The organism is Nocardia sp. NPDC050630, assembly GCF_044457245.1.
Lineage (GTDB): Bacteria > Actinomycetota > Actinomycetes > Mycobacteriales > Mycobacteriaceae > Nocardia.
In genome coordinates, this window is the sequence record NZ_JBITGN010000001.1 from 778,430 (window position 1) to 802,856 (window position 24,427).

The 24,427-nt window shown below is 65.2% G+C and carries 25 protein-coding genes and 2 pseudogenes; 18 read left to right on the top strand and 9 right to left on the bottom strand.

Annotation, left to right across the window (positions count from 1 at the left end; all coding sequences use genetic code 11):
* The first annotated feature begins 7 nt into the window (after positions 1 to 7).
* From ACIBG0_RS03460 to ACIBG0_RS03470, 3 genes are read left to right on the top strand one after another with little or no spacing between them, the layout of a single operon-like run.
* The gene (locus ACIBG0_RS03460) at positions 8 to 1,252 is read left to right on the top strand and encodes a bifunctional 3,4-dihydroxy-2-butanone-4-phosphate synthase/GTP cyclohydrolase II (protein WP_040692104.1); all 1,245 of its coding nucleotides are present in this window, start codon (positions 8 to 10) and stop codon (positions 1,250 to 1,252) included.
* Positions 1,253 to 1,286: 34 nt separating this feature from the next.
* Positions 1,287 to 1,766, top strand: a complete 480-nt coding sequence (ribH, locus tag ACIBG0_RS03465) for a 6,7-dimethyl-8-ribityllumazine synthase (RefSeq protein ID WP_397028806.1) — start codon at positions 1,287 to 1,289, stop codon at positions 1,764 to 1,766.
* 2 nt (positions 1,767 to 1,768) lie between these two features.
* A complete protein-coding gene (locus ACIBG0_RS03470) occupies positions 1,769 to 2,269 on the top strand; it encodes a PH domain-containing protein (RefSeq protein WP_397028807.1) in 501 nt (166 codons plus the stop codon).
* A 299-nt stretch (positions 2,270 to 2,568) separates the two neighbouring features.
* On the opposite strand, the gene ACIBG0_RS03475 is transcribed toward ACIBG0_RS03470, so the two are convergent.
* Positions 2,569 to 4,521, bottom strand: coding sequence for a gamma-glutamyltransferase family protein (locus ACIBG0_RS03475; protein ID WP_397028809.1), 1,953 nt, complete (start codon positions 4,519 to 4,521; stop codon positions 2,569 to 2,571).
* Positions 4,522 to 4,695: 174 nt separating this feature from the next.
* Between ACIBG0_RS03475 and ACIBG0_RS03480 the strand changes: the two genes are divergently transcribed.
* On the top strand, positions 4,696 to 5,379 hold the full coding sequence (locus ACIBG0_RS03480) for an HAD family hydrolase (protein ID WP_397028811.1): 684 nt from the start codon (positions 4,696 to 4,698) through the stop codon (positions 5,377 to 5,379).
* Between the two features lie 118 nt (positions 5,380 to 5,497).
* The gene (locus tag ACIBG0_RS03485) at positions 5,498 to 5,935 is read left to right on the top strand and encodes a hypothetical protein (protein WP_397028813.1); all 438 of its coding nucleotides are present in this window, start codon (positions 5,498 to 5,500) and stop codon (positions 5,933 to 5,935) included.
* 23 nt (positions 5,936 to 5,958) lie between these two features.
* On the opposite strand, the pseudogene ACIBG0_RS03490 reads toward ACIBG0_RS03485, so the two are convergent.
* A pseudogene (locus ACIBG0_RS03490) lies at positions 5,959 to 6,180 on the bottom strand (hypothetical protein); the annotation flags it as partial.
* Between the two features lie 238 nt (positions 6,181 to 6,418).
* On the opposite strand from ACIBG0_RS03490, the gene uvrC reads away from it, so the two are divergent.
* The 8 genes from uvrC to ACIBG0_RS03530 all read left to right on the top strand — a co-directional run bounded on the left by uvrC (position 6,419) and on the right by ACIBG0_RS03530 (position 15,772).
* Complete coding sequence (gene uvrC / locus ACIBG0_RS03495; protein ID WP_397028814.1) at positions 6,419 to 8,437, top strand: excinuclease ABC subunit UvrC; 2,019 nt, start codon at positions 6,419 to 6,421, stop codon at positions 8,435 to 8,437.
* Positions 8,438 to 8,520: 83 nt separating this feature from the next.
* Positions 8,521 to 9,540, top strand: a complete 1,020-nt coding sequence (rapZ, locus tag ACIBG0_RS03500; RefSeq protein WP_397028816.1) for an RNase adapter RapZ — start codon at positions 8,521 to 8,523, stop codon at positions 9,538 to 9,540.
* Complete coding sequence (gene yvcK, locus ACIBG0_RS03505) at positions 9,537 to 10,583, top strand: uridine diphosphate-N-acetylglucosamine-binding protein YvcK (protein WP_397028818.1); 1,047 nt, start codon at positions 9,537 to 9,539, stop codon at positions 10,581 to 10,583. The genes rapZ and yvcK overlap by 4 nt, the downstream gene beginning before the upstream one ends.
* Entirely contained in the window at positions 10,574 to 11,557 is a 984-nt protein-coding gene (gene whiA / locus ACIBG0_RS03510) for a DNA-binding protein WhiA (RefSeq protein WP_364340266.1), read from the top strand. Before yvcK ends, whiA begins: the two co-directional genes overlap by 10 nt.
* Positions 11,558 to 11,963: 406 nt before the next feature.
* Positions 11,964 to 12,983, top strand: coding sequence for a type I glyceraldehyde-3-phosphate dehydrogenase (gap, locus tag ACIBG0_RS03515; protein ID WP_397028820.1), 1,020 nt, complete (start codon positions 11,964 to 11,966; stop codon positions 12,981 to 12,983).
* Between the two features lies 1 nt (position 12,984).
* The gene (locus ACIBG0_RS03520) at positions 12,985 to 14,199 is read left to right on the top strand and encodes a phosphoglycerate kinase (RefSeq protein ID WP_397028822.1); all 1,215 of its coding nucleotides are present in this window, start codon (positions 12,985 to 12,987) and stop codon (positions 14,197 to 14,199) included.
* A 3-nt stretch (positions 14,200 to 14,202) separates the two neighbouring features.
* Positions 14,203 to 14,988 (top strand): triose-phosphate isomerase, encoded by a 786-nt coding sequence (gene tpiA, locus ACIBG0_RS03525; RefSeq protein WP_397028823.1) that lies wholly within the window; start codon positions 14,203 to 14,205, stop codon positions 14,986 to 14,988.
* A 154-nt stretch (positions 14,989 to 15,142) separates the two neighbouring features.
* On the top strand, positions 15,143 to 15,772 hold the full coding sequence (locus tag ACIBG0_RS03530) for a DUF1579 family protein (RefSeq protein ID WP_397028825.1): 630 nt from the start codon (positions 15,143 to 15,145) through the stop codon (positions 15,770 to 15,772).
* Positions 15,773 to 15,778: 6 nt separating this feature from the next.
* Here the strand turns inward: ACIBG0_RS03530 and ACIBG0_RS03535 are convergent, their stop codons facing one another.
* Together ACIBG0_RS03535 and ACIBG0_RS03540 are read right to left on the bottom strand one after the other, a co-directional pair.
* Positions 15,779 to 16,297 carry a hypothetical protein gene (locus ACIBG0_RS03535; RefSeq protein ID WP_397028826.1) on the bottom strand — a complete coding sequence of 173 codons (519 nt, stop codon included), beginning with the start codon at positions 16,295 to 16,297 and terminating at the stop codon, positions 15,779 to 15,781.
* 2 nt (positions 16,298 to 16,299) lie between these two features.
* The gene (locus tag ACIBG0_RS03540) at positions 16,300 to 17,094 is read right to left on the bottom strand and encodes an META domain-containing protein (RefSeq protein ID WP_397028828.1); all 795 of its coding nucleotides are present in this window, start codon (positions 17,092 to 17,094) and stop codon (positions 16,300 to 16,302) included.
* 177 nt (positions 17,095 to 17,271) lie between these two features.
* Between ACIBG0_RS03540 and ACIBG0_RS03545 the strand changes: the two genes are divergently transcribed.
* The 3 genes and pseudogenes from ACIBG0_RS03545 (at position 17,272) to secG (ending at position 20,261) form a co-directional block, all read left to right on the top strand.
* Positions 17,272 to 18,150, top strand: a complete 879-nt coding sequence (locus ACIBG0_RS03545; RefSeq protein ID WP_397028830.1) for a hypothetical protein — start codon at positions 17,272 to 17,274, stop codon at positions 18,148 to 18,150.
* 207 nt (positions 18,151 to 18,357) lie between these two features.
* Positions 18,358 to 19,969 (top strand): annotated as a pseudogene (locus ACIBG0_RS03550) (MFS transporter).
* 58 nt (positions 19,970 to 20,027) lie between these two features.
* On the top strand, positions 20,028 to 20,261 hold the full coding sequence (secG, locus tag ACIBG0_RS03555; RefSeq protein WP_062991810.1) for a preprotein translocase subunit SecG: 234 nt from the start codon (positions 20,028 to 20,030) through the stop codon (positions 20,259 to 20,261).
* Here secG and ACIBG0_RS03560 read toward each other — a convergent pair.
* Together ACIBG0_RS03560 and ACIBG0_RS03565 are read right to left on the bottom strand one after the other, a co-directional pair.
* Complete coding sequence (locus tag ACIBG0_RS03560; RefSeq protein ID WP_397028832.1) at positions 20,248 to 20,385, bottom strand: hypothetical protein; 138 nt, start codon at positions 20,383 to 20,385, stop codon at positions 20,248 to 20,250. The two genes, secG and ACIBG0_RS03560, sit on opposite strands and share 14 nt — an antisense overlap.
* Before the next feature lie 9 nt (positions 20,386 to 20,394).
* Positions 20,395 to 20,694, bottom strand: a complete 300-nt coding sequence (locus ACIBG0_RS03565) for a hypothetical protein (RefSeq protein WP_397028834.1) — start codon at positions 20,692 to 20,694, stop codon at positions 20,395 to 20,397.
* Here ACIBG0_RS03565 and ACIBG0_RS03570 point away from each other — a divergent pair.
* Complete coding sequence (locus ACIBG0_RS03570; RefSeq protein ID WP_397028836.1) at positions 20,674 to 21,507, top strand: LysR family transcriptional regulator; 834 nt, start codon at positions 20,674 to 20,676, stop codon at positions 21,505 to 21,507. The two genes, ACIBG0_RS03565 and ACIBG0_RS03570, sit on opposite strands and share 21 nt — an antisense overlap.
* A 3-nt stretch (positions 21,508 to 21,510) precedes the next feature.
* Here ACIBG0_RS03570 and ACIBG0_RS03575 read toward each other — a convergent pair whose 3' ends face one another.
* Positions 21,511 to 22,359 (bottom strand): SDR family NAD(P)-dependent oxidoreductase, encoded by an 849-nt coding sequence (locus tag ACIBG0_RS03575; RefSeq protein WP_397028837.1) that lies wholly within the window; start codon positions 22,357 to 22,359, stop codon positions 21,511 to 21,513.
* A gap of 54 nt (positions 22,360 to 22,413) precedes the next feature.
* Between ACIBG0_RS03575 and ACIBG0_RS03580 the strand changes: the two genes are divergently transcribed.
* Positions 22,414 to 23,400 carry an alpha/beta fold hydrolase gene (locus ACIBG0_RS03580; protein ID WP_397028838.1) on the top strand — a complete coding sequence of 329 codons (987 nt, stop codon included), beginning with the start codon at positions 22,414 to 22,416 and terminating at the stop codon, positions 23,398 to 23,400.
* Between the two features lie 4 nt (positions 23,401 to 23,404).
* Here the strand turns inward: ACIBG0_RS03580 and ACIBG0_RS03585 are convergent, their stop codons facing one another.
* Complete coding sequence (locus ACIBG0_RS03585; protein ID WP_397028840.1) at positions 23,405 to 23,884, bottom strand: hypothetical protein; 480 nt, start codon at positions 23,882 to 23,884, stop codon at positions 23,405 to 23,407.
* Positions 23,885 to 24,007: 123 nt separating this feature from the next.
* Positions 24,008 to 24,406, bottom strand: coding sequence for a hypothetical protein (locus ACIBG0_RS03590; RefSeq protein WP_397028842.1), 399 nt, complete (start codon positions 24,404 to 24,406; stop codon positions 24,008 to 24,010).
* Between the last annotated feature and the right edge of the window lie 21 nt (positions 24,407 to 24,427).

Below are 24,427 nucleotides of genomic sequence, written 5' to 3' on the forward strand. Positions count from 1 at the left end.
AACAGACGTGACCAGGTTCGACACCATCGAGCGCGCAGTCGCCGATATCGCTGCCGGTAAGGCGGTCGTCGTCGTCGACGACGAGGACCGTGAGAACGAGGGCGACCTCATCTTCGCGGCGGAAAAGGCGACGCCCGAGCTGGTCGCCTTCATGATTCGCTACACCTCGGGTTATATCTGTGTGCCGCTCACGGGCGAGGACTGCGATCGGCTCGGCCTGCCGCCGATGTACGCGCAGAACCAGGACAAGCACGGCACCGCCTACACCGTGTCGGTCGATGCCAGGGAGGGCATCACCACCGGCATCTCCGGCGCCGACCGTGCCACTACCATGCGACTACTCGCGGACCCGAATGCGAAGGCCGACGATCTGACCCGTCCCGGTCACGTGGTTCCGTTGCGCGCCAAGGAGGGTGGCGTGCTGCGTCGCCCCGGCCACACCGAGGCCGCGGTCGATCTGGCGCGAATGGCCGGATTGCAGCCCGCCGGTGTCATCTGCGAGATCGTGAGCCAGAAGGATGAGGGCCACATGGCCCGCACCGAGGAACTGCGCGTCTTCGCCGATGAGCACAACCTGGCGCTGATCTCCATCGCGGAGATGATCGCTTGGCGGCGCAAGCACGAGAAGCAGGTCATTCGGGTCGCCGAGGCCAGGATCCCCACGGCACACGGCGAATTCAAGGCCGTCGGCTATCAGAGCATCTACGACGATGTCGAACATGTCGCGCTGGTGCGCGGCGATATCGATGACGGCGACGATGTGCTGGTGCGGGTGCATTCGGAATGCCTCACCGGGGACGTCTTCGGTTCGCTGCGCTGCGATTGCGGTCCGCAGTTGGACGCGGCACTGGAGATGGTGGCCCAGGAGGGTCGCGGTGTGGTGCTCTACATGCGCGGACACGAGGGGCGCGGCATCGGTCTGATGCACAAGCTGCAGGCCTACCAACTGCAGGATTCGGGTCACGACACCGTCGATGCGAATCTGGAGCTCGGCCTGCCCGCCGACGCCCGCGACTACGGCACCGGTGCGCAGATCCTGGTGGATCTCGGGATTCGGTCCATGCGCCTGCTCACCAATAATCCGGCCAAGCGCGTCGGACTGGATGGCTACGGGCTGAAGATCACCGAGCGGGTGCCGATGCCGTTGCGCGCCAACGCCGAAAATCTGCGGTACCTGCGCACCAAGCGGGATCGGATGGGCCACGACCTGATCGGACTCGACGAACTCGATCTCGGCGAGACCGCGCAGTGATTTCTCACATCGACGCAGCCTGGAAAGGATACCGATGAGTGGCACTGGCGTACCCAGCTTCGAGCTGTCGGATGCGAAGGATCTGAAGCTCGGCATCGTCGCCTCGCGTTGGCACACCCAGATCTGCGACACGTTGGTCGCGAATGCGGAGAAGGTGGCCAAGGACGCGGGAGTCGAGCACATCACCGTGGTGCGCTGTGCGGGTGCGATGGAACTGCCGGTGGTCGCTCAGGAATTGGCCAACTCGCACGACGCGGTAGTCGCGCTCGGCGTGGTGATCCGCGGTGGCACACCGCATTTCGAATACGTCTGCGATGCGGTGACCGCCGGTCTGACCCGGGTCTCGCTCGACGCGGGCACGCCTGTCGCGAACGGTGTGCTCACCACCAATAACGAAGAGCAGGCGCTGGATCGGGCCGGACTGCCTGGTTCCGCCGAGAACAAGGGCGAACAGGCCGCCGCGGCGGCGCTCGACGCCGCGCTCACCCTGCGCGCCCTGCGGCAGTCCGCGTAATCATGCCGGTCGTCCGTATCTGGCGCAGAGGTCCCGCCTCGGCCGGCCAATCGGAATCCGGCGAGTGGGAGCTCGAGGTGCGTCCGTATCGCGCGGTGCGCACCGCGTGGGCCGTGGCGGTGCTGCTCGTCGCCGGTTTCACCGCGGGCGGCATCCTCTTGCGCCACGGTTCGACGGGCGTGAACTTTCGGCTCGCGGATCAGTTCGCGATGTTCGGCATCGGCGTACTCGGTGCGGCGGCAGTGCTCCTGCTGACCCGCCCGCGTGTCCGTGTCGGCAAGCGCGGCATCTCGGTACGGAACATCCTGGGTGATACCGAATTTCCCTGGGAGTACATCCGCGGCGTCTCCTTCCCGGACCGAAAGTCCTGGGCCCGGCTCGAACTCGTCGACGACGACTACGTGCCGCTCATGGCAATCCGATCCAACGACAAGCAACGCGCCGTCGAGTCCCTGGACAAGCTGCGCGCGCTTGGCGCGAAATATACTGCCGCACAGGACTAGTCGGCGTACCGGCTGCGGCCGGCGTTACCGGCCGTAAAGCGGATCGATGGTGTTCGGCCCCATTCCGCATCTGTCTCTGCGGCCATCGGAACCCGACTCGACGCGCGGCGCATGGGTATCGTGTCGGCGTCTATCGAGAGCCATCTATCCGGTGCCACGGACCCGTGTTTCCTGGTGGCGATCGAACTATCGAATGTGCCGTTCTACGAGCGTGCGGATTCGAACGGCAAGGCGACCTGGTGCTCGATGACGGCCCGGTGCTCTATCCGATGCCGCTGATCGGATAGAGCAGCCGCACGTCAGCGGGTGTCGCCCAGGACGGCGCCTTCGCGCCGGGGGTCCGCGCCACCGATCCACCCGTCGCTGTCGTCACGTTGCAACGCACTGAGGCCGCTGGATTGCGGGGCGACCGAGACCTGGTGGCCGAGTTGGCGTAGGCGGACGACCAATGGGTCGTGGTCGCCGTTATCGGTGGCGTTGATGGCGGGGTGTTCGCCGCCAACGCCGGTTGCCGGACTATTTCCGGCGCCGAACGCGACCGCGGAGACCGCCTGTTGTGGGTCCAGGCCCCAATCCAGGACGCCGATCAGGGCTTTCACGACGAACTGGATGATCACCGAACCCCCGGGAGAGCCCGCGACCTGAGTCAGATCGCCGCGGGAGCCATCGGCATTGTGGTCGAAGACCAGAGTCGGGCTCATCGAGCTGCGCGGCCGCTTACCCGGCTGCACCCGATTGGCGACGGGGGCGCCATCGGTGCCGAGCGGGTCGGCGGAAAAATCGGTGAGCTGGTTGTTCAGCACGAATCCGTCGACTAGATGGAATGATCCGAAGGCCGATTCCACCGTTGTGGTCATCGAGGCGGCATTGCCGTATTTATCGACTACCGAGATATGGCTGGTGCCGTGCTCGGGCGGCTGCGGCCCGATACCGACTGGAACCGGTCCGAAATCGCCGGGCTGCGCGGTGCCCATGCTGTGGCCGGGATCGATGAGACCGGCGCGCTGCTTCAGATAGTCCTTGTTGAGCAGCGTCTGCGGCGAATTGCCCGGCAGCGGAATGAAATCGGTATCGGCGACGTACTTGTTCCGGTCGGCGTAGGCGAGCCGCTCGGCCTCTGAGATCAGATGCACCGCTTCAGCCGTTGGTTTGCCGCCGTTGCGGTCGATGTTGTTCGGCTTCAGCGCGGACAGGTCGAAGTTCTCCAAGATACCGAGGGTGGCCGCGACGGTGATGCCGCCCGAGGACGGGCTGGGCATGCCGCAGATCTCGTGCGTGCGGTAGGTCGTGCAGAGCGCGGTCCGCTTCTTGGCCTGATATCCGGCGAGATCATTGGCGGTGATCAGGCTCGGGGTGCGTCCTCCCGCCGTGGACCCGGCCGCGTCCACGATGTCATGGGCGATCGCGCCGGTATAGAAGGCATTGGCGCCATCGGTGGCAATGGCGTTCAAGGTCTTGGACATTGCCGGGTTGGTCAGTACGGTGTCGGCCCGTTTCGGCGTGCCGTCCGGGTTGAGGAAGTAGGCCTTCGCGGACTCATCCACAGCGAGATCCTTAGCGGATTCGGCGATCTGCCCCGCCAGCCGCGGACTGATCGGGAAGCCGCGATCGGCCAGTCCGATGGCCGGATCGAACAAGTCCCGCCATGCGGTCTTGCCATGGTCGCGATGCGCCAACTCCAGCATGCGCAGGGCACCGGGCACGCCGATCGAGCGTCCGCTCGCACGGGCACTCGGCTTCGGCTCGGTCCGATCGGTATCGCTGATCCAACGCAGATAATTCTCCGTCGCCGCCGCCGGGGCGATCTCCCGACCGTCGTACGCCTCTACGCTCTTGCTGGCCGCATCGTAATAGAGCAGGAATGAGCCACCGCCGATGCCGGAGGCCTGCGGCTCGACCAACCCGAGTACCGTCTGCGCCGCGATGAGCGCATCCGCGGCAGTGCCGCCATTGCTGAGCACCTCACAAGCGGCCTTGGTAGAGAGTGGGTTGGCCGTCGACACCGCATAGGTCTTGGTACGTACCGCCGTCATATCGGACCGATAGCCGGTCGCGATCTCGGGATTGGTGCTCAGATCCTTGGTCGCCCCGGGGGCCGCACCCGCTGCGGTCGCGACCACCGGGGTCCCGTTCGGCGTCGCACTACACGCCGCATTCGCCGGAGTGTCATCGGATGAACATCCGCTGACAACGCCGACGATGAGCGTGAGCGCCGCCGCGGCGCTGACCCAGGTTCCTCGCGTGCCACTCATGGACGGCACTGTATCGCCGATCATCGAGCGTCGTGGGAAATCCGGTGCCCAGCACTGGTGAGTTCAGCGAAAACGGTTAGCTGGCAACCGCATTGAGCAGCCATTCGAATACGGTTTCCGCAGGCATGAGCGATGGGGCCGCCGCTCGAAGCCGGACGTCGGTAACCTGGCACGGTGGCGATCGAGGCGGTGTTGTTCGACTTCTCCGGCACGCTCTTCCGGCTGGAACCCGATGAAACCTGGGCCGATCTGGTCGGGGCCGATGGCAAACCCCTGAACCGGTCGCAGCAGGACGCGATCCTGGATCGCATGACGAGGCCGATCGGTGACGGCGCGGTCTTCGACGCCGAGGGCCAGCTGGCTTGGGAGCGGCGGGATCTTGATCCGGCAATGCACCGCACAGCCTATCGCGAGGTGCTGCGCCAAGCCGGACTGCCGACACCGGCGCTGGTCGAGCGGCTCTACGACTGGATGCTCGATCCGCTGGTGTGGACGCCGTACCCGGATACCGGTGCGGTTCTGAAAACGCTAGCGGCACAGGGTATCCCGGTCGCGGTAGTGAGCAATATCGCCTTCGATATCCGCCCGGCATTCGCCGCCAATGATTGGGATCGGCTCGTCGCCGCCCACACGCTGTCGTTCGAAGTCGGTGCGGTGAAGCCGGATCCACGGATTTTCCTGACCGCAGTGGAACAACTCGGCGTGCGTCCCGAATCGGCGCTCATGGTCGGCGACAGTGCCGTGGCCGATGGCGGCGCGGTCGCGGCGGGCTGCGGTTTCGCGCTGGTTGATCCGTTGCCGACGGTCGAGCGCGCCGAAGGTCTGCTCGAGGTGTTGCGGCGGCATGAACTGGCCTAGCGTCCATTATGTGACCTGTGACACACTCTGCCGGTCCTGAATGCCGATGCCCCCGAACTGAATTAGCTTGCTGTGACGCCCACCACATCGTGGTGCGTAAGCTCGACGGGGAGTGGCCATGGATGAAGCCGAGGCATATTTCGAATCGTCGGCCGTGCGGACAGCGCGTCCCGTCGGCCTGCCCGAATCGGTCCGCCAGGCCAGAGAGGCCGCATTGGGGCTCGTGAGCTTCGGCCTCGCCTATCCGGTCGTCATGGGTCTGATCGCAGGGGATGAGGCGGCACGATCCGCGGCCATGCAATTCGGCTGCAGTTGGCTGCTCGGTCTCGCGGTACTCGTTATCGGTCGTGGGCCGCGGGTGCGCCGTGTCGCGGTCGTGTCGGCCGTGCTGCAGTCCATCGCGGTGCTGCGGATTCATGTCGAGGCTGTGCCGGATCTGGCCAGGTTGGTCGTCGTCCTCTTCGTGTTGGGTGCGTCGGCGACGATCGTCTACCAGCTGTGGCGACCGGAGGCCAAGGCGTGGTTCGACATCCCGGTCACCGGCGCGCAGTGGTGAACGCTTCGGACCGGGCGGGTTGAACGGGGCTCGCGTCGAGCGCCGTACAACAGGAAAAGTACAGCGATCGCGACCTTGGTGATCCAGTCGAGTGCGTCGCCCGCCATACCCCGCGCGGGCAACACCGCGGCCGCCGCCCCGATGCTGGCCAGGATGCCGAGAATGAACGCATCGCTCCGGAGTTCGGCGAGGAACTTCACGCGCCGACACTGCGACTCCGCACATTGAGCGCGATAGGTCCGCATGGAACCGGCGAACTCGACCTCGTCGTCGGCAAACGCCCGCCCGGCGATCCCGGACGGCCTATGTCCTCGCCGACCCGAGGCTTCCAGTTTTCGGCGACCTCGAGTTCGTCCTGATGCGCCGTCGCGCGACCCTGTCCGCGGCCGAGCAGGCGCGTGCGAGGCGAGCGTCGCCGGTGCCCGCCGCTTCGGCTGAGCCGCCCGTGCGGATGTGTCGGAGCCGGTCGATAGGCTTGGATCCGTGGCAGATCCCGCGACCTACCGGCCGAAGCCGGGCACGATTCCCGTTGAACCTGGTGTCTACAAATTCCGGGACGCGTACGGGCGTGTGATCTATGTCGGCAAGGCGAAGAGCCTGCGCAGCAGGTTGAATTCGTACTTCGCCGATGTGGCTTCGCTGCATCCGCGGACCAAACAGATGGTCACCACAGCGGCCAGCGTCGAATGGACCGTGGTCTCCACCGAAGTGGAAGCCCTTCAGCTGGAATACAACTGGATCAAGGAGTTCGATCCGCGATTCAACGTGCGGTATCGGGACGACAAGTCGTACCCGGTACTGGCGGTCACCTTGAACGAGGAGTACCCGCGGCTGTTCGTCTATCGCGGCGCGCGCAAGAAGGGCGTGCGCTACTTCGGTCCGTACGCACATGCCTGGGCCATTCGGGAGACCCTCGATCTGCTGCTGCGGGTCTTTCCCGCGCGCACCTGTTCCAACGGAGTTTTCAAGCGGCACAACCAGATCGGGCGACCGTGTCTGCTCGGCTATATCGACAAATGCTCGGCCCCGTGCATCGGCCGCGTGGATGCCGACGAGCATCGCCGGATCGTCGAGGACTTCTGCGACTTCCTGGCCGGGCGCACCGATCGCATGGTCCGCGAGTTGGAGCGCAAGATGCACGCCGCCGCCGAGGACCTCGACTTCGAAACAGCGGCACGGTTGCGTGATGATGTCCAAGCGCTGCGGCGGGCGCTGGAGAAGCAGGCCGTCGTCCTCGGCACCGGTACCGATGCCGATGTGGTCGCCTTCGCCATCGATGAATTGGAGGTCGCGGTCCAGATCTTCCACGTCCGTGACGGCCGGGTGCGCGGCCAGCGCGGCTGGGTGGTCGACAAATCCGGCGACGCCATCGACGGCCATGAGGCTGGTGGCGAGGTCGCCGCACTGGTCGAGCAGTTCCTCACCCAGTTCTACGGTGAGCAGGCCGCAATGGCCGAACAGGGCGAGGACGAACAACCGGCCACCGCGGTGCCACGGGAGGTGCTGGTACCGGAACTGCCCGCCGACGCCGAACAGGTACAGGAATGGCTGAGCGCACTGCGCGGCTCCGCGGTGCGGCTGCGGGTGCCGCAGCGCGGTGACAAGAAGGCGCTCGCCGAAACCGTGCAGCGCAATGCGATGGAGGCGCTGGCCCAGCACAAACTCAAGCGCGCCGGCGATCTGACCTCGAGATCCGCTGCACTGCAAGATATTCAAGACGCACTCGAGCTGGACAGCGCCCCGCTACGAATCGAGTGTGTGGATATAAGCCACGTGCAGGGCACCGATGTGGTTGCTTCGCTTGTGGTGTTCGAGGACGGACTGCCGCGCAAGTCCGAGTATCGCCACTACGCGATCAAGGAGGCCGCGGGCGAAGGCCGCTCCGACGATGTCGGCAGCATCGCGGAGGTCACCAGGCGGCGGTTCTATCGCCTGCGCCGTGAACGCGATGAACTGGCCGCCGAGGAGCTGGCATCCGGTCCGGAGAACGGACACGCCGACGACGAGCTCGAACTCACGTCACTCCCCGGCATCGACCCACGCACCGGGCGTCCGCGGAAATTCGCCTACCCGCCCAATCTCTATGTGGTCGACGGGGGCGCACCTCAGGTGGCTGCCGCCGCTGAGGTCCTCGACGAACTCGGCATCACCGATGTCGCGGTGATCGGGCTGGCCAAACGGCTGGAGGAGGTGTGGGTGCCGGGGGAGAGCGACCCGGTGATCATGCCGCGCAATAGTGAGTCGCTATATCTGCTGCAACGGGTGCGCGACGAGGCGCACCGCTTCGCCATCACCTTCCACCGCAGCAAACGCTCCCGCAGGATGACCGCATCCGCATTGGACTCGGTGCGCGGCCTCGGTGAGTCCCGCCGGACCGCGCTCGTCACCCATTTCGGGTCGGTTGCCAAACTGAAGGAAGCCACCGTCGAGCAGATAACCGAGGTGCCCGGCATCGGTGTGGCGACCGCGAAGGCCGTTTTGGCCGCATTGCGGGAGGAATAAGCCACCTACGTTGTGTGTCTGCGCCCGATACCGGAACCGGTGCGGGATGATCGACAGGCACCCTGACACAGATCCGGTAGGACATGACACGCGTCGAATCGAACAACAGTGCGGGCAACCCGCGGTCGACCGCTGGGCGGCCCGGCCCGGCGGGCACCCTCGGCGCATCTGTCGAACGCGGCGACGGCAACCCACCGCCAAAGGTCGAGGTGGTCATCGTGACCGGCCTATCGGGTGCGGGTCGCGGCACCGCGGCCCGCGTACTCGAGGATCTGGGTTGGTATGTCACTGATAACTTGCCGCCGGAGCTGATCGGCCGGATGGTGGAACTCGGCGCCTCCGCCGAACCGCCGATTCGCCGCCTCGCGCTGGTCATGGATGTGCGCAGCCGCTTCTTCACCGGCGACCTCTCGGCGGTCACCGATCAGCTGCGGTCCACGGGCGTGCCGACCAGGATCCTGTTCCTGGAGGCCTCCGATGACGTGCTGATCCGGCGCTTCGGCTTCGCGCGCCGACGCCATCCGCTGCAGAGCGAAAGCGCCGACGGTACGCTCTCGGCGGGCATCGCGGCCGAACGGATACGGCTGGCCGCCGTGAAAACGGCGGCTGACCTGGTAATCGACACGACCGAACTCTCGATCCACCAGCTACACCGCAAGTTGGAGGAGGCCTACGGCGGCGGTGCGCCGACGGCACTGCAGCTGACGGTGCAGTCGTTCGGATTCAAGTACGGGGTTCCCCTCGATGCGGACATGGTGTTGGATGTGCGTTTTCTACCCAATCCGCATTGGATACCGGAACTTCGGGAACATTCGGGACAGGAGACCGTGGTCAGCGAGTATGTATTGTCGCGTCCGGGCGCGGCCGATTACTTGAGCACCTGCCACCACCTGGTCGACCTGACGACGAATGGTTACCGCCAAGAGGGGAAGCGATACATGACGGTGGCAGTGGGCTGCACCGGAGGCAAACACCGCAGCGTTGCGATAGCCGAGGCGCTCGGCGAACTGATCGGCTCCGCGGTGTTCGATTCACCGCATGCGGAGAAATCTGCCGGGGCCGATGTGGTACGGGTCGTGCACCGGGATCTGGGGCGCGAATGACGGGGTGGGAATCGGATCCCGCCATAGTTGCGCTCGGTGGCGGGCATGGTCTGTACGCGACACTCACCGCGGTGCGGCGGCTGACCAGAAAGATCAGCGCGGTGGTGACCGTCGCCGACGACGGCGGATCATCCGGCAGACTGCGCGCCGAACTCGGTGTGCCACCGCCTGGCGATCTGCGCATGGCCCTCGCGGCGCTGGCCGCCGACGGTGACGATGTGTGGACGCGCACAGTGCAGCATCGCTTCGGTGGCACCGGCGCGCTCGCCGGCCATTCGGTCGGCAATCTGATCCTCGCGGGGCTGACCGAGGTGCTCGGCGATCCGGTCGCCGCGCTCGACGAGGTCGCCAAGATGTTGCGTATCACCGGTCGGGTGCTGCCGATGTCGCCCATCGCGCTCGACATCGAGGCGGATGTTGCTGGGCTGGAAGCAGATCCACGCGTGAGCCGGTGCATCCGCGGCCAGGTCGCCATCGCGACGACACCGGGTAAGGTGCGGCGCGTGCGGCTGATTCCGTCCGATCCGCCCGCCAGTCCGGAGGCCACCTCGGCCATCGAACACGCCGATGTCGTTGTGCTGGGCCCCGGTTCCTGGTTCACCAGCGTCATTCCGCATGTGCTGGTGCCCGAATTGCGTGACGCACTGGTGTATACCAGAGCGCGCAAAGTCCTGGTGCTGAATCTGGCCGCGGAGCCGGGAGAAACGGCAGGTTTCTCCGCGGAACGCCATCTCCATGTATTGTCCCAGCACGCACCGGAATTCGTGGTCGATGAGGTACTGGTCGATTCCGGGTCGGTGCCGGAGGGTCGCGAAAGAGAACATGTGGCCAGGGCTGCCGAACAATTGCGGGCACGAGTAACCTTCTCCGATGTCGCCGAAGCGGGAACCGACCGGCATCACCCCGGAAAGCTTGCCGCCGCACTGGATCAGCTGATCCGGCAACCTCGGCCACATATGGCAGGGCTTCGAGTCGAGGGACGGCACATGGGTCAGGATGTGCGTTCCGGGTTGGGTGGAAAGGAGCGCGTCTCGTGGCGATGACAGCCGAAGTGAAGGACGAGCTGAGCAGGCTCACAGTCTCGCAGGTGAGTTCTCGCAAGGCGGAACTGTCTGCGCTGCTGCGGTTTGCGGGCGGCCTGCACATCGTCGGCGGGCGGGTGATCGTCGAGGCCGAGGTGGATATGGGCTCCATCGCGCGCCGGCTACGGCGGGAGATCTTCGAGCTGTACGGCTATGGCTCCGATGTGCACGTGCTCGGCGCGGGCGGTCTGCGCAAGACCTCGCGCTATGTGGTGCGGGTGTCCAAGGAGGGTGAGGCGCTGGCCAGACAGACCGGTCTGCTCGATGTGCGCGGGCGTCCGGTGCGCGGTCTACCCGCCCAAGTGGTCGGCGGCAGCATCGGCGATGCCGAAGCCGCCTGGCGCGGAGCTTTTCTCGCACACGGCTCGCTCACCGAACCGGGTCGCTCCTCGGCGCTCGAGGTCAGCTGCCCCGGTCCGGAGGCCGCGCTGGCGCTCGTCGGTGCGGCTCGGCGGCTCGGCATCACCGCCAAGGCGCGTGAGGTGCGCGGCACCGATCGGGTGGTAGTGCGTGATGGCGAGGCGATCGGCGCGCTGCTGACCCGGATGGGTGCCCAGGACACCCGGATCGTCTGGGAGGAGCGCAGGCTGCGCCGCGAGGTGCGGGCCACCGCGAACCGCCTGGCAAATTTCGATGATGCGAATCTGCGCCGCTCGGCCCGCGCCGCGGTCGCCGCTGCCGCGAGAGTCGAACGCGCACTGGACATTCTGGGCGACGAGGTGCCCGACCATTTGGCCGCGGCTGGCAAGCTGCGGGTACAGCACCGACAGGCTTCCCTGGAGGAACTCGGCCAGCTCGCCGATCCGCCGATGACGAAAGACGCTGTGGCGGGTCGCATTCGACGGCTGCTGTCCATGGCGGACCGCCGGGCAAAGGAGTTGGGGGTACCCGATACCGAATCGGCCGTCACCGCCGAACTGCTCGACGAAGCGTGAGTCGGATCGCCGCCCCACTGGGCGGCGATCCGATTCGATCGGACGCTACATGTCGATGCGTCTCGAGACGCATATCGGTGGTATTCACTTGGCGGTGCGATGAGCCCGGTAGTTCGGGGCCACCACCGCAGAGTTATCCGACAACCATGAACTCGCTGCACGACGAGCCTGTTCCGGCCTGGTCGACCACAACGGAGCGAGTCTTATGAGCGACGTTCGCGGCCCGTCTCGGGTCCGAGCCGTCGAAGCGCATGCGCCGTAGGCGCGAGTCTCGACGGCTCGGACCCGAGACACCGGGGGGGCCGCGAACACGCAGCGCCGGAGGCGCTGCAAATCGAACACAGCTCGGGCACTACTGTGGTTATGGCATCGGAATGAATCCGCTTGAAAGCTGAGGAGCGATAACGTGACTGTCCGGGTTGGCATCAACGGCTTCGGCCGTATCGGACGTAACTTCTTCCGGGCGGTGGAGGCGCAGAAGGCGCTCGGCACCACCGACATCGAGATCGTCGCGGTCAACGACCTCACCGACAACGCGACGCTGGCCACTCTGCTCAAGTACGACTCGATCCTGGGCCGCTTGCCGCAGGACGTGTCGCTCGACGGCGACGACACCATCGTGGTCGGCGACCAGCGGATCAAGGCGCTGGCCATCAAGGAGGGCCCGGCCGCCCTGCCGTGGGGCGACCTCGGCGTCGACGTGGTCGTCGAATCCACCGGCATCTTCACCGACGCGACCAAGGCGAAGGGGCACATCGCCGCGGGCGCCAAGAAGGTCATCATCTCCGCGCCCGCCAAGGGTGAGGACCTGACCGTCGTGATGGGCGTCAACGACGACAAATACGACGGCAGCCAGAACATCATCTCCAACGCCTCGTGCACCACCAACTGCCTCGGTCCGCTGGCGAAGGTGCTCAACGACGAGTTCGGCATCGTCAAGGGTCTGATGACCACCATCCACGCCTACACCCAGGACCAGAACCTGCAGGACGGCCCGCACAAGGATCTGCGCCGTGCTCGCGCCGCCGCGCTGAACATCGTGCCGACCAGCACCGGCGCCGCGAAGGCTATCGGTCTGGTGCTGCCCGAACTGAACGGCAAGCTGGACGGCTACTCGCTGCGCGTCCCGATCCCCACCGGTTCGATCACCGACCTGACCGCGGACCTGGCCAAGAAGGCCACGGTCGAGGAGATCAACGCCGCCTTCAAGGCCGCCGCCGAGGGCCCGCTGAAGGGCATCCTGAAGTACAGCGTGGACCCGATCGTGTCCAGCGATATCGTCACCGACCCGCACTCGTCGATCTTCGACGCGCCGCTGACCAAGGTCATCGACGACCAGGTGAAGGTGTACTCCTGGTACGACAACGAGTGGGGCTACTCCAACCGCCTGGCCGACCTCATCGGCCTCGTCGGCAAGTCGCTCTGACATGGCGGTCGCAACACTGCGGGACCTGCTGAACGAGGGTGTCGAGGGTCGGGGCGTGCTCGTGCGCTCCGACCTGAACGTCCCTCTCGACGAAAACGGCGAGATCACCGACCCGGGCCGCATCATCGCCTCGGTACCGACGCTGCGGGCGTTGGTCGAAGCCGGCGCCAAGGTGGTCGTCACGACGCATCTGGGCCGGCCGAAGGGTGAGCCGGATCCGAAGTTCTCGCTCGCCCCGGTCGCGGTGAAGCTGGCCGAGCTGCTGGGCCGCAATGTCCAGCTGGCCGGTGACGTCGTCGGTTACGACGCGCTGTCGCGCTCGGAGGGTCTGACCGACGGCGATGTGCTGCTGTTGGAGAACGTCCGCTTCGATGCGCGCGAGACCAGCAAGGACGATGCCGAGCGGGCCAAGCTGGCGGCGGCGCTGGTCGAGCTGGTCGGCGACGACGGTGCCTTCGTTTCCGACGGCTTCGGCGTGGTGCACCGCAAGCAGGCCTCGGTCTACGATGTGGCCAAGCTGCTGCCGCATTACGCGGGCACGCTGGTTGCCGCCGAGGTCGAGGTGCTTGCCAAGCTGACCGAGAACTCGCAGCGCCCGTACGCGGTCGTGCTCGGTGGATCCAAGGTCTCCGACAAACTGGCCGTCATCGAGGCACTGGCCCCGACGGTCGACACCCTGGTGATCGGCGGCGGCATGTGCTTCACCTTCCTTGCCGCACAGGGCCTTTCGGTGGGCGCCTCGCTGCTGCAGGAGGAGATGATCGAGACCTGCAAGGGGCTGCTGGAGCGTTACGCGGACGTCATTCACCTGCCACGCGATATCGTCGTCGCGAATAAATTCGCGGCCGACGCGGACTCGAAGGTGGTTCCAGCCCACGAGATTCCCGATGGTTGGCTCGGACTCGATGTCGGTCCCGAGTCGGTGGACCGGTTCGCGGCACTGCTCACCGAGGCCAAGACGGTGTTCTGGAACGGCCCGATGGGCGTATTCGAGTTCGAGAACTTCGCCGCTGGTACCCGAGGTGTCGCCGAGGCGATCGTGACCGCGACGGGCAAGGGTGCCTTCACCGTTGTCGGCGGTGGCGATTCGGCCGCGGCCGTGCGCGCGCTCGGACTGCCCGAGGACGGTTTCTCGCACATCTCCACCGGTGGCGGCGCATCCCTGGAATACCTCGAAGGCAAGGAACTGCCCGGTATCGCGGTATTGGAGGACTGAACCATGGCACGCAAACCGCTCATCGCGGGCAATTGGAAGATGAACCTCAATCACCTCGAGGCCATCGCCCTGGTGCAGAAGATCGCCTTCGCGCTGCCGGAGAAGTACTTCGCCAAGGTCGACGTCGCGGTGATTCCGCCGTTCACCGATATTCGCAGCGTGCAGACTCTCGTCGAGGGCGACAAGCTGCTGCTCACCTATGGTGCGCAGGATGTTTCGACGCATGATGAGGGCGCGTATACCGGTGAGATCAGCGCCGCGATGCTGTCCAAGTTGGGCTGCACCTTCGCGGTCGTCGGCCACTCGGAGCGGCGGCAGTACCACTCCGAGGACGACGCCATCGTGCTGGCCAAGACCAAGCAGGCGCTGAAGTACGGGATCACCCCGATCGTGTGCATCGGCGAGGGTCTCAATGTCCGCGAGGCGAAGACCCACGTCGAGTACAACCTCGAACAGCTGCGTGGTTCGCTCAAAGGCCTGACGGCCGAAGAGATTTCGAAGATCGTCATCGCCTACGAGCCGGTCTGGGCCATCGGAACCGGTAAGGTCGCCACCCCCGCCGACGCGCAGGAAGTCTGTGGTGCGATTCGCGCGGAACTTGTCGAACTGGCCTCCGCCGAGGTCGCGGCGGGTGTGCGGGTGCTCTACGGCGGTTCGGTGAATGCCAAGAATGTCGGCGAGTTGGTCGCGCAGACCGATATCGATGGCGCGCTTGTCGGCGGTGCGTCGCTCAAGGGCGACGAATTCGCCACGCTGTCCGCGATTGCCGCGGGTGGTCCGCTGCCCTAACGGGTAGGAATGTTGAAACCAGCCCGGTAGCACGCCTGATCGTGTGCTACCGGGCTGATTTGCGTTGGGGACTTCCCGCTCGGGGCGAGGCGTACCGGTGCCGGGGATGCGATGCTGTCATCTGAAGATCCAATTGGCCGACAAGGACTTTCACGTGAGATCAACTAAGGCGCGCGCACTGGTCACGGTTGCGCTCATGGCGTGCACCGCGTTCGGGACCGGATGCTCCGACGGCTCCGCCTCGCCGGTGGGAATCGTATCGAGCTCCGAGGTGGCTCCCACCAACCAGGATGCTGGGCACCAGAAGCTGAATCAGCTGGTGGGCGAATGGAACGGCGCGAAATCGACCTTCATCGCGGGCGGTACCGCGGATAATCCGATCAAGAGCGATATCACCTCGCGCTGGCACTGGATCGGCAAGACGGGCAATAACTTCATGCAGGAGGAGGCCGAGGGGACCTTCGGCGGCAAACCGTACTACCGACTCGGCACGCTCGGTTATTCGCCGACCGACGACCGCTACGAATGGTCGACGGTGGACAGCGTGACGCCAATGATGATGACCTACAAGGGCGCCAAGGGCAGCGGCGGCGCTGTGGACATCGAGGTGTTCGGGGAGTTCACCGATCCGGGTGTGCTCGGTCCGCAGTTCGTCGGCAAGACGATTCCGATGCGGACGGTGATCGAACTGGAGTCGGCGGATCGGGTGACCATGGAGCTCTACTTCGCGCCGCCCGGGGAGGCGGAGCGGATTGCGGACCGAGTGATCCTGACGCGGAAGTAATCGGAATCAGAGGTGATTCACGATGAAGCCGCTGGCGGTGAGTGCCAGCTCGAGTGGCTCGTCGTGCGGATCCGTCGAGATCTCGGCGGTCCGCACGTCCGGATAGTGCACATGTAACCGGTACAGGGTGCCGCGCAGGAGGTGGGCGAGTTCGGCGGGTTGCTTGGTGGCGTGCACGATGTACAGCCTGGCCTTGGTACCGCAAATGCCGACCGAACATTCGGCCAGGAGCGCGCCATCCGGGTCGATGAATCCCAAAGTGAAGATGGTGTCGAGGAATTCGTCTCGCGCCGCTATTAATGCGGCGACGGTATCCATATCCCAGCCGCCGTCTTCCGTGCGGCGGGTGCGCCCGGCGGCAGTGTATAGCTCCGCGTAGCGCACGAGGGTTACCGGTGACGGCGGTGCGGGCAGCTTCTCGATGTGGGCGGACGGAAGATCCGGCCATGGACCGATCTCCACATGCCAGGTGCGCTTGCGGTCCGGGTGGCGCAGATCCGGTGTGCGCGAGGCGTTTTGGTTCATGGCTATGCCGCGCGCAGCGTCAGGCCGAAGCCGTTGGTATTGCGCAGGATCAGCGTTTCCGCGTCGATGGTTGCGGACGTCTTGCCGTCGAGTGCCTTCAGCACCGCCTGCTCGACCTCCATGATCTCCGGTGCGCACGCCATCTTCGTGGTGCCGATCCGGAACGTGACGTCCGGACCGTTGGCGGTCGGGGATGCCGTGGCGTGACCGGTCATGCGATTGCATCCGGCGCTCCCGGAGACCCCACCGTCGGCCGCAATGTTGAGGGTGGGCTTCACATCGTCCAGCGTCTGCGAACGGATTTGTGCATTGGGCGTCATCAAGGCGGAGACGATCCATGTCGTGCCGGTGAGCGGTTTATTTGGCTGGGCGATCTTTTTGTCCAGCAAAATGACCGTGGTTTCCTTCCCGGTCAGCGTCAGTGTCGAATCGTCGAGCCGCCATTTGGGCAGTGAGGTCAACACGGTGTCCTGCCAACTATCGGCCTGACTACGTTCGTCCGGACATGCCAGCAATGTGCTCGCGAGCGTTCCGACATGCAGGATCCCATCGGTCAGATCCACCGTGCCATCGGCCGTATTACAGCCGGAGTTCGCCGAGATCCTGCCATCGGCGAAGGTGAGAGTCATCGGTCCGCCGCCAGGAATCTGCCGCCCCTCGACCCCGGTCGAGATAAAGGTACGCCCCATCGGTGAGACTGCCGGTTTCTCCTCATTCTTGTCGTCATTCGAACATCCGGCCATCAGACTGGCCGCGATGGCCAGCAGGCTTCCGACGCGCACCGCTATAGCCGACATGTAGCCGATGGTACGGGCGTCGCCGCTGGAAACCGCGCAAATCAGCTGGCCGTTCCGGCGGGTGCGTCCGTCGAAACAGGTAGTCGGTTACTCATGTCGGTGCATCGGGGTGGGCACAGACTTGATTCCGAGGCACGGATCGATGCTCGGCGATCCGCGTTTTCGAAAGAGGCAGTTATGAGAAGTGAGGCGCGAGCGTTTCTTGTCGCGGTGGCCGCGGCGGCGGTGGTGGGCGCGGTGTCGGTACCGATCGCGGTGTCGGAGCCTACGCCGACCACATATGCCCCGACCACATATGCCCCGACCACATATGCCACGACCACGTCTGCGTCGACCACGCCTACGCCAACCACAGGACAGGCGGGTGCGTGCACTACAACTCCCACAGCGGTGGGGGAGACTTGTAAGCGTCCCGACCCCACTTTCAACGGTGTGCCAGCTCGTGCGGAACGCGGCACACGGTTCACAGTTAGCGGCGATTACTGGCGCTGTATCGAGGTCCGGATTACTCCGAGCTGGTCCGGTTCGCCGAAAAACGTGACCGTCTCCCAGGGGTCGTTCGAAACCTCGATCGACGTGTCCAATCAGGCCGCAACCGGACCGCAGACGATCAGCGCCGCGTGCGGCGAGAAAGAATCCGCGGTCCGGCAGATCACGATCGCCCCTCGGTCCGGGTCGACCACCACGACCTCCACCAAGCCGATCACGACGACCACCACACAAGCAGTTGTGGAAGCATCCGACACGCCGACCGCAGGGCCAACGGCGGATGATCCGCGGCGGGTGAACCACGTCGGGGAAGTGTTGGGAATTGGCGTGTTCCTTCTCGCCCTCGGTGTGGCGACGTTCGTACTGCGCCGACGGCGTAAGCAGGCGGGCGATCCGTCGCGCGCGGGCCGTAGCGATCCGCGTCTGCCGCTGGTTCGCGTGCAGGTGGCCGGGGACCTGAAGCCGACTCTTCATATTCGCGAGTTCACGCGCCCCGCTGTTCCGGCCGTTCGGGTTCGGCTGAGCGTGGGTGAACCGCAGCTACACCTCAGGGAGGTTTCGCGATGACGAGACCGATATCTATCACGGCTCGGGCGGTGTTATTCGGTCGAGCGGCGCGCGAAGTCGTCACCATGGTCGACCTGCGGCAGCCGATCCGGCTGGTCGACTACCAGCCGCCCCGGCCTGCCACCGCACCGACCCGAACCACGCCTCGGCCATCAGCTCCGCACCACTGAGGGAAATTGCGAACGGCACGTATTTCGACCCGTAGCTATGCTCGGGCCCGTGACCACTGCCGATGCGACGACACCGTTATCCACCTGGGCGCCGTTACGGTCGCGAATCTATCGGGCGCTCTGGATCGCGCAGCTGGTTTCGAATCTGGGTACCTGGATGCAAACCGTTGGGGCGCAGTGGATTCTGGTCGATGCGCCCAATGCCGCGACATTGGTGGCGTTCGTGCAGACGGCGACGACATTGCCGGTGATGCTGTTGTCGATTCCGTCGGGGGTCCTTGCGGATCTATTGGATCGGCGCAGGTTGTTGGTGGGGGCGCAGTCGGCGATGGCGGTATTGGCGGCGGTGCTCGCGATATCGACGGCGACCGGGCACACCACGCCAGGGGTGCTGTTGACGTTGCTGTTCCTACTCGGGTGCGGGCAGGCGTTGACGGGGCCGTCTTGGCAGGCTATTCAACCGGAACTCGTTGCGCGCGAAGAGATTCCGTCTGCCGCGGCGCTGGGCAGTATGAATATCAATATCGGGCGCGCGGTAGGTCCGGCCATCGCGGGTGTGCTGGTTTCGGTGTCGGGGCCGACGCTGGTGTTCGCGCTGAATGCGGTCTCGTTCGTCGGCATTGTCGCGGTGCTGCTCAGCTGGCGCAGACCGACGAAGGAATCGAAGCTGCCCAGTGAACGTCCGCTGGCCGCGCTGCAGGCGGGGACCCGGTTCATTCGTGCCGCGCCCGCGATCCGGCGGGTGCTGTTGCGCTCGATTCTGTTCATCGCCCCGGCCAGCGCGGTGTGGGCGCTGCTCCCGGTCATCGCCCGTGACGAGTTGGGTTTGTCCTCGTCCGGCTACGGACTGCTGCTCGGCGCGCTCGGGCTCGGCGCGGTGACGGGCGCGGTCGGCTTGGGGCGGATTCGCGCCCTGCTCACACCAACACAACGCTTGACCGCGGCCGCGATCCTGTTCGGCATAGCCTCGGCGGGTACGGCGTTGCTGCACAGCGTGCCGGTGGTGCTGGTGCTGTTGGTCGGAGCCGGATTCGCCTGGGCTGCTCGCGATGTCGACGATGAACGCGACCATGCAATTGCTGCTGCCCGCGTGGGTGCGGGCGCGCGGACTATCGGTCTACATGCTGGTGTTCATGGGTGGCCAGGCACTCGGTTCGCTCGTGTGGGGTCTGGTCGCTGGCGCGGTGGGGCCAGTGGCCGCACTGCTTGCGGCCGCGGTGCTGTTGGCGGGTTCCGCGCTGAGTTCGGTCTGGCTGCCGATCCGCCACAATGCGGAGGAGATGGATCTGAGCCCGAGCGTCTTCTGGCCGGAACCGCAACTCGTGGTCGAACCGGATCCCGAGGACGGACCTGTGCTGGTGCTGCGCACCTACGATGTCCCGCCGGAGAAGGTCGACGAATTCCTGTCCGCGATGGTGTTCGTCGGACGGTCCATGCAGCGCACCGGCGCGATGGAATGGCGGCTGTATCGCGACGTCGGGGTGGTCGACCGCTATGTGGAGGCATTCGTGGTGCGTTCGTGGTCGGAGCATATGCACCAGCATCAGGTGCGGCTGACCGCCCAGGATCAACTGCGCGAACGCGCCGTCGCGGAGTTCATGATCGGCCAGGACACCACCACACACCTGGTCGCGGTAGACACTCCGTAGGTCGCGTCGAGCCAGGGTGATTATGCGGGTGCCGATGCGCACCCATAGACTGTCCGGCATGCGGATGTTCCTGGATATCCTCCTGATCATCACCAGCGTGCTGCTGGTGCTGCTGGTGCTGCTGCACCGCGCCAAGGGTGGAGGTCTGTCCAGCTTGTTTGGTGGCGGTGTGCAGTCCAGCCTTTCGGGTTCGACCGTCGTCGAGAAGAACCTCGACCGCATCACCATCTTCACCGGCCTCATCTGGCTCATCGCCATTCTCGGTATCGGCCTGGAGATCAAGTTCGCTTGATTTGCTCGGCGACGATGACGGCGGGCGCCGTCGCCGTCACTGTGAGGGTGGCGATGACGAAGACCATCGCATAGCTTTGCCGATTACCGGTGTGAAGAGTGGACCCCACATCTGCCGGCCCCATGGCCCGAGGCTAGTGTCGCCGCGGCCCGATGCGGTCAATTCGGTGCCGATCTGGATCGCGAGCATGTAGATCGCCATGAAACGTCACGCCGAACAGCGGCGCTGCGAAGATCGCACCCACATGGTCTTCGTCGGGCAGCGCCGACGACGCGCACTGCGCGAGCACCAGGACGGTAGCGGGCGTCCAGCGATTCGTGGCCATGCTGCAAAGGACCGCACAGGATCCGACGGCATTCTCCACTGAGAAACCTGCGAAATGCTTGCTGTGCGCCATGTATACGCTCGACGCATGGATATCGAGCTGCGGCACCTGCGCGCGTACCTTGCGCTCTGCGAGGAAGCGAATTACACCCGCGCCGCCGCCCGGCTGAACCTGAGCCAGCCCGCGCTGACCCGAACCATCCAGCAGTTGGAGCGCGTGGTCGAATGCCGGTTGATCGAGCGCACATCCCGGCGCTTCGAGCTGACCGACGAGGGAGCCGAACTGCTCGACCACAGCAGGCGCATCATCGGCGATATCGAGACCGTCAAGGCGGATCTGCGCATGCGCGCCACGATCGAGGTCGGATTCTCCTGGCTGTTGCCCGATGCCTGGTTCGCTGCGATCCGCACTCGCTTCGAGGCGCTGGGCGGCCGGATTGCGCTGCGCCGAGTGGAGGATCCGATGGCGGCACTCGACGACCGCTCGATCGATATCGCGATCCACCGCAACGATATCTGGCTGCCGCACCATCTCGAATCCCGCGAAATCGATTCGGAGCAGCGGGTGCTGGCGGTTTCGGTGCATTCGCCGCTGGCAAACGCCGTCGAGGTGCGCTGGGCCGATCTCGCGCACTATCCACTGGTGGCCAATACCGTTTCCGGCACGACCAATGCCGAATCGTGGGATTCGCCCGATCCGGATCGCGCCGTCATCACCTGTACGAATTTCGACGAATGGATCGAACTAGTCGCGGCGGAACGCGGTATCGGGATCGTGCCGGTGCTGGCGCGCACCCGGGCACCGCATCCGGGCGTGGTCTATCTCGACATCGTGGATGCGCCGCGCTCGCGTATCTATCTGACCTGGCGGGTCAAGCCGACGCCGTTGCGATCGGTGCAGCGCTTCCTGAGTCTCGTCTGAATCTCAGTCGTTGCGTGGGATACGGCCGTCGACGTCGGTGAATCCGTACTCTTCGGCGAGATCGGCTATGCGCCAAGCCGATCCGGAGCGTTGGCAGCGGTCCGGATCGGCGGCGAGTGCGACGACGGCGCGACCCGGAAAGCGTGGCGACTCGGCATTGTCGAGGTCGTAGGCGCCCTCGCCGGGCAGCGTGACGACGCGGCGGCCGTCCTTATCGCGTGGCACCATTTGCAGCAGTTCGGTATCGACGATGCCGGGCCAGAGCGAGACCACGGTGACGCCCGAATCGGCGAGATCATCGGCCATATCCGAGGTGAGCCGGTCCAGCGCGGCCTTCGCGACGCCGTATACCGCGTTGTGCATATAGCGCTCGGCACCTGGGGAGGAGATATTGGCGATCAAGCCCGCCGACTCGATCAGCAGGGGAGCCGCGAAAACGCTTGCGACATAATGTGATCGGACGCCGACGTCGAAGGTCTCATCCCAGGCCTGTGGCGGCACCTCCCAGAACGGTTTGCCCAGCCAACGCGCGGCGGCGGGGGCGTTGTAGACATTGTTCACCAGCACATCGAGGCGGCCGTGCTCGTTGCGAATCCGCTCGAATAGTCGCTCGACCGCATCGTCGTCGCGATGATCGCAGACAACCGGAACGCCGACACCGCCGAGCAGGTCGATCTCGGCCGCGGTCGCGTGCACGGTTCCCGGTAGGCGTCCCGGTACGGCCGAGCGCCCGGTGACGTACACGGTGGCGCCCGCCGCACCCAACTCCAGCGCGATGCCCTTGCCGATGCCACGGCTCGCGCCGGTCACCACCGCGACTCGGCCGCCTAGGGCCTGAGGTATTCCGTTCACGATCCCGGGATATTACCGTGAAACAAGAACACGTTCTAGCTATTGGAGGCCGTAGTGGAATTGATCCATCGGTTCGTGACGAGCAACGGCATTCGCATGCATGTCGCAGAACAGGGCGAGGGTCATCCGGTGATCTTCTGCCACGGCTTTCCGCATACCTGGTTCATCTGGCATCGCCAACTCGCGGCCGTCGCCGCAGCGGGTTACCGGGCCATTGCGCCGGATTTGCGCGGATACGGGCGTACCGATGTGCCTACCGATATCGAGGACTACAGCAACCGCGCCGTCATCGGCGATCTGCTCGCCCTGCTCGATGACATGGATGCCGAGCAGGCGGTGTTCGTCGGCCTGGACTTCGGCGCGGCGCTGGTGTGGGAGCTGGCATTGCGCGTGCCCGAGCGGGTGAGCGGTGTCATCGTGCTCAATAATCCGTTCGCCCCGCGCCCGCCGCGCGCGCCATCGCAGTTGTGGGCAAAGGCCGCCCAGCGCCACTTTCTGCACCTGGACTATTTTCAGAAACCCGGTGTGGCCGATGCTGAATTGGGCGGGAGCACAAGGGAATTCCTGGCTCGCGTCTACTATTCGCTCAGCGCCGACTATCACTACCTCGACACCTGGCGCTTTCCCGCGGCGGGCACCGGCTACCTCGATGTTCTACCTGAGGCGCCACCGCTGCCGTGGCGCTGGCTCTCCACCGCCGAATTCGACATTCTGGCAGGGGATTTCGAGCGCACCGGCTTCACGGGCGGCCTCAATTGGTACCGGGTGCTCGATCGGAACTGGGAACTCACCGCCGAATTCGCCGACGCCGAGATCTGTGTTCCGACGTATTTCCTCTATGGCGACCGAGACCCGGATATGGAGGGATTCAGCGGCCGCGATCCGCTGGCGACTCTGCGCGCGAACGTTCCCGACCTGCGCGCCGTCACCAAGATCGCGGATGCGGGTCACCTCGTGCAGTGGGAACGCACCGACGAGGTCAATACGCTGATCACCACTCACCTTCGCGACCTGGTCGCGGATCCAGCTCTCACACAATGACCCTTCAACGATATTCGTTGGTCAATTCGGGGTAGTCGGCCCAGCTGGGGAGGGGGCGTCGGTCCAGGTAGGCGGTGAGGCGGTCCAGCAGGTACTGCCAGCGTGGGCCGACCGAGCTGGCCTCGGCCGGGCAGACGTGGCGGCGGATCAGTTCGAGATTGGTGACGACGCCGACCTGGGTCATATGCAGTTCGAGGATGCCGCCGTCGATATGGATCACCAGGTCATGTGGTGCGCGGCAGTCTTCGACGCGGATCGCGATGGGGCCGGGGACCGGTCCGTCGAACGGTTCGATGGTCAGGTTGCCGTTGCCGCTGGTGACTTTGCCGAACCAGCGATCCAATTGCCGGAGCTCGACGCATGCGGACCATACGTCGAGGACAGGCATGCGGAATGACCGCAGAAAGTGCAGGAGCACCCGGCCTTCCTCGATCGCCCGATCGTGTTCGGGTCGTACCTCGCCGAGCATGGACATCGTGGTCATAGCCGTGCCCTTTCGCCGCTGGTCACCGTATGTCCACTGTATTTCCTCGGTCACGCCGCCGAATCCGATTCACGGGAAGCGGGCCACCGCGTGTCGGATCCGTCGGCGTTATCGGGAGGTTACTCAGGCGGCGATGAATCGCGCGCCATCGAATTCGTGGTTCAGCACACCCTGCCGGAAGGCGTCGAACTCGGCCTCGTCGAAGCGTAGTTCCACGCCTGCGATCAGCTGGGGGATGGCGGCCTGGAAAACATATCCGCCGTCGCGGCGCGATATCGCCAGATGCGGATCCTCGACGCGACCCGCCCGCATACCGACCTGGAAGGCGTCGAACTGATCGTCGGTGAAGACGAGCAGTTCGTTGTCGGGCAATGACATTTCGGGCGTGTAGCGCTCGTCGGCGAGCTTGTCGTCCCATACCGCGGTCCACCCGTTCCTACGTGCGACGCACACGCAGTTCTGGTTGGGCGAGCTGAAGGTCGCCTTGCGGAATTCGGCGACGGTGAAGGTGGGCTGCGTCATTGCATGTCCTTTCAACAGGTG

Coding starts and splice junctions, on each gene's coding strand:
- ribH (WP_397028806.1), top strand. CDS start 1,287: ATGAGTGGCACTGGCGTACCCAGCTTCGAGCTGTCGGATGCGAAGGAT.
- ACIBG0_RS03470 (WP_397028807.1), top strand. CDS start 1,769: ATGCCGGTCGTCCGTATCTGGCGCAGAGGTCCCGCCTCGGCCGGCCAA.
- ACIBG0_RS03475 (WP_397028809.1), bottom strand. CDS start 4,521: ATGAGTGGCACGCGAGGAACCTGGGTCAGCGCCGCGGCGGCGCTCACG.
- ACIBG0_RS03485 (WP_397028813.1), top strand. CDS start 5,498: ATGGATGAAGCCGAGGCATATTTCGAATCGTCGGCCGTGCGGACAGCG.
- rapZ (WP_397028816.1), top strand. CDS start 8,521: ATGACACGCGTCGAATCGAACAACAGTGCGGGCAACCCGCGGTCGACC.
- yvcK (WP_397028818.1), top strand. CDS start 9,537: ATGACGGGGTGGGAATCGGATCCCGCCATAGTTGCGCTCGGTGGCGGG.
- ACIBG0_RS03520 (WP_397028822.1), top strand. CDS start 12,985: ATGGCGGTCGCAACACTGCGGGACCTGCTGAACGAGGGTGTCGAGGGT.
- tpiA (WP_397028823.1), top strand. CDS start 14,203: ATGGCACGCAAACCGCTCATCGCGGGCAATTGGAAGATGAACCTCAAT.
- ACIBG0_RS03535 (WP_397028826.1), bottom strand. CDS start 16,297: ATGAACCAAAACGCCTCGCGCACACCGGATCTGCGCCACCCGGACCGC.
- ACIBG0_RS03540 (WP_397028828.1), bottom strand. CDS start 17,094: ATGTCGGCTATAGCGGTGCGCGTCGGAAGCCTGCTGGCCATCGCGGCC.
- ACIBG0_RS03545 (WP_397028830.1), top strand. CDS start 17,272: ATGAGAAGTGAGGCGCGAGCGTTTCTTGTCGCGGTGGCCGCGGCGGCG.
- secG (WP_062991810.1), top strand. CDS start 20,028: ATGCGGATGTTCCTGGATATCCTCCTGATCATCACCAGCGTGCTGCTG.
- ACIBG0_RS03560 (WP_397028832.1), bottom strand. CDS start 20,385: ATGGGGCCGGCAGATGTGGGGTCCACTCTTCACACCGGTAATCGGCAA.
- ACIBG0_RS03570 (WP_397028836.1), top strand. CDS start 20,674: ATGGATATCGAGCTGCGGCACCTGCGCGCGTACCTTGCGCTCTGCGAG.
- ACIBG0_RS03585 (WP_397028840.1), bottom strand. CDS start 23,884: ATGACCACGATGTCCATGCTCGGCGAGGTACGACCCGAACACGATCGG.
- ACIBG0_RS03590 (WP_397028842.1), bottom strand. CDS start 24,406: ATGACGCAGCCCACCTTCACCGTCGCCGAATTCCGCAAGGCGACCTTC.